The following is a 2,575-nucleotide window of genomic DNA, read 5'->3' on the forward strand; positions in this document are numbered from 1 at the left end:
CTGATGAAGTTTGTTTCATTATTACGAGTGCAAATATAGTAGCTTTTTATTTAATTGCAAGTATTTATTTAGAAAAAAACAAACTTTTTTATAATCGTTTACTGTTTAAATATTTAGCTTTTTGATGATTTGATATTTCAACTCAAGAACTTTTAAATTCCAGAGTGAAAGTGTTTGTACAGCAACAATTTCAGTTTTGTTTTCTCCAACTACTAAAGAATCTCGAAATGTTTTTATGAACTGAGCCCAATTTTGACCTTTAGAATCTTCTAATAAAAAATAAAATCCGGCATCTCCAAATTTCTTTCCAGAAGATTCTAATTTTAATCCTCCATTTTTACTTACAATCGGATTTAAAATCACGGTTGCATTACCTTTTGGAAGTGGAAAAATAGCTTTTACGCAAGTTTTTCCGCTCGGAAGTTTACAAGTTCCATAAATACCTGAATAAACAACAACATTTGTATCAATCGTTTTTCTTAACCAAAAGGTATATTTTATTTGTTTTGTTTTAGAATCAAGTAATTGAATAATTTCACTATTTAATGTTTCTTTTTCTATATTGTTTTTAAGTGGCAAATTCAATTGATTGATGCGTTTACTAAATAAAACTTGAACTAATAATCCAAAAAACTTAAAAAAAGGATTCCATTTAACTTTGAAATTTAGTTCATAATTCGAAGTGTTTTCATAAAAATCAATAATCTTATCAGATAAAACTTCTAATTCATTCCCAGGTAAATTTAAATCTTTAAAACAGTTTATTAAACCTTGATTTTCTTGATTTCTTAGAATAATTAAATGTTCTTTTTCTGCTAATTGATGTATGAAATCTTCTCCAATTCCATTTAAATTTCCAAACGGACCAAGCAACCAGTTTTCATCGTCAATATTAATTTTTCTTCCCCATAAAATCACCCATTGTTGCGTAAACCAATCTTGTATTTTTTGCGATGGATAAGCTAAATTCATTTTAGATTGTTTTGCTAAAATTACCTAAATAATTTGATTTACCATTGTATTTTCCGAACTCAGCAATTGCTTCAAATCTTAAAGTTGTGAATTCAATATGAAAATCTTTTTTAGCCCGTTCGTTCATAGCTTCGATGTGTCGTTTTGGATTTTCCATCGAACTATGTCCAAAAACCATATTTGTCATATCTTGTTTGTTTTTCCAAATAGAAAAAGTGGATATAGTTCTTGGAAACCGAATTGAAGCTGTTGAAAGTAAAGTTCCTTTATGGTCTCGTACTAACTTTTCTACTGGTTTTCCCCATTTAATGAATCTCGGAATTTCTAAAAATTTCATTCGTGCAATTGTAACAGCAACTACTGGTGATTTTTCATTTTCTGAACATAAACTTGTCGTATCAATTTTGAATTTGGATATTTTTCCCCACTGTCTAGTTAATAACAATCTAAGATGCCAACCTTTTGCTATTTTTTTTCCTAAACTATTTTGAGTTAAATAGCTGTCAATAGCCTTTTCATTTTCCCATTGTGCAAAAATAGCAACTCTTCGAAATAGTAATCTTTTTGGTGAAAAAACGGATGAACCTAAAATCATTTCTGTCATATATTCTGCATGAATTAATCCTTTTATATTTTTTGAATTCGGTTCAAAAAACATAAGCTTCAATGATGTACAAATTGGCAAAACCACTAAATGATAAGTGAATATAGGCATTCCGTTTTTTATGTTAGAAATTCATTCTAAATATAAAACAAAAAAAACACAAAACCGAATTGATTTTGTGTTCTAAATTATAATGAAATAACTTCCTAAAATGCCAAAGCTGTTGCAACTATAGCGGCTAAAAATACTATCATAAATATTCCTATTAAAGAAATAACCAAACCAGCTATTGCCATTCCTTTAGGATTTTTAGTCAATCCAATAATTGAACAAACTAAACCTCCAATCCAAACCACCCAACTTATGACATTCAGAAAAGGAATAAAAACCACAATAATAGCAGCAATTGATAATATAAGACCTATTTGTCCCATTTTATTGGTTTGATTCATTTGTTGATTCATCATAAAAGTATCGAAATTTGAATTAGATTGATTTTGTTGATTTTGATTTTGATGTGTGTTTTCTTGAATCGGCGTAGTCTCAACAATAATTTCATTGACTTCAACAACTGGTTCAGCAATTACCTCTTTTACAGCTTGATCAACTTCTGTTTTGGCTTCTGAAAAAGCATTCTCTACTGTTTCCGTAATAGATTCTTCAACAGCAACTTCAATGTTTGAAGCTTCTTCATTGATAATCTCCTCTACAATTTCGATAGTTTCTAAATTATCGTGATTTGATTCATTGTTGATGTTTTCGTTGTTTAATTCGTTTTCTTCTTTGTTCTCGTTCATAACTTTATTTTTTAGCTTTTTGTTTAATTAATTTCCATTCTTCTATTTCAATTGAATAATAATATATGTTATTATTTTCTTTAACTATTAAATTTTCTATTTCTGTATAAGAAAGACTTTCACAACCTGTCGGATATATATAACCTGAATTCGATTATTAATACAAAGCTAACTGACTGGAATTTAGATGTTCAAATTTAAT

At 28.2% G+C, this 2,575-nt stretch carries 3 protein-coding genes; all 3 read right to left on the reverse strand.

The window, feature by feature from the left end; all coding sequences use genetic code 11:
* Window positions 1-105 precede the first annotated feature (105 nt).
* Window positions 106-972: a hypothetical protein gene (locus tag EG240_RS16245; RefSeq protein ID WP_125020376.1), complete on the reverse strand. Its 867-nt coding sequence runs from the start codon at window positions 970-972 to the stop codon at window positions 106-108.
* Window position 973: 1 nt separating this feature from the next.
* Window positions 974-1,687, reverse strand: a complete 714-nt coding sequence (locus tag EG240_RS16250; RefSeq protein WP_125020377.1) for a hypothetical protein — start codon at window positions 1,685-1,687, stop codon at window positions 974-976.
* Window positions 1,688-1,782: 95 nt separating this feature from the next.
* Window positions 1,783-2,373: a hypothetical protein gene (locus EG240_RS16255; RefSeq protein ID WP_125020378.1), complete on the reverse strand. Its 591-nt coding sequence runs from the start codon at window positions 2,371-2,373 to the stop codon at window positions 1,783-1,785.
* Between the last annotated feature and the right edge of the window lie 202 nt (window positions 2,374-2,575).

Source organism: Paenimyroides tangerinum (assembly GCF_003865405.1).
GTDB classification, from domain to species: Bacteria; Bacteroidota; Bacteroidia; order Flavobacteriales; family Flavobacteriaceae; genus Flavobacterium; species Flavobacterium tangerinum.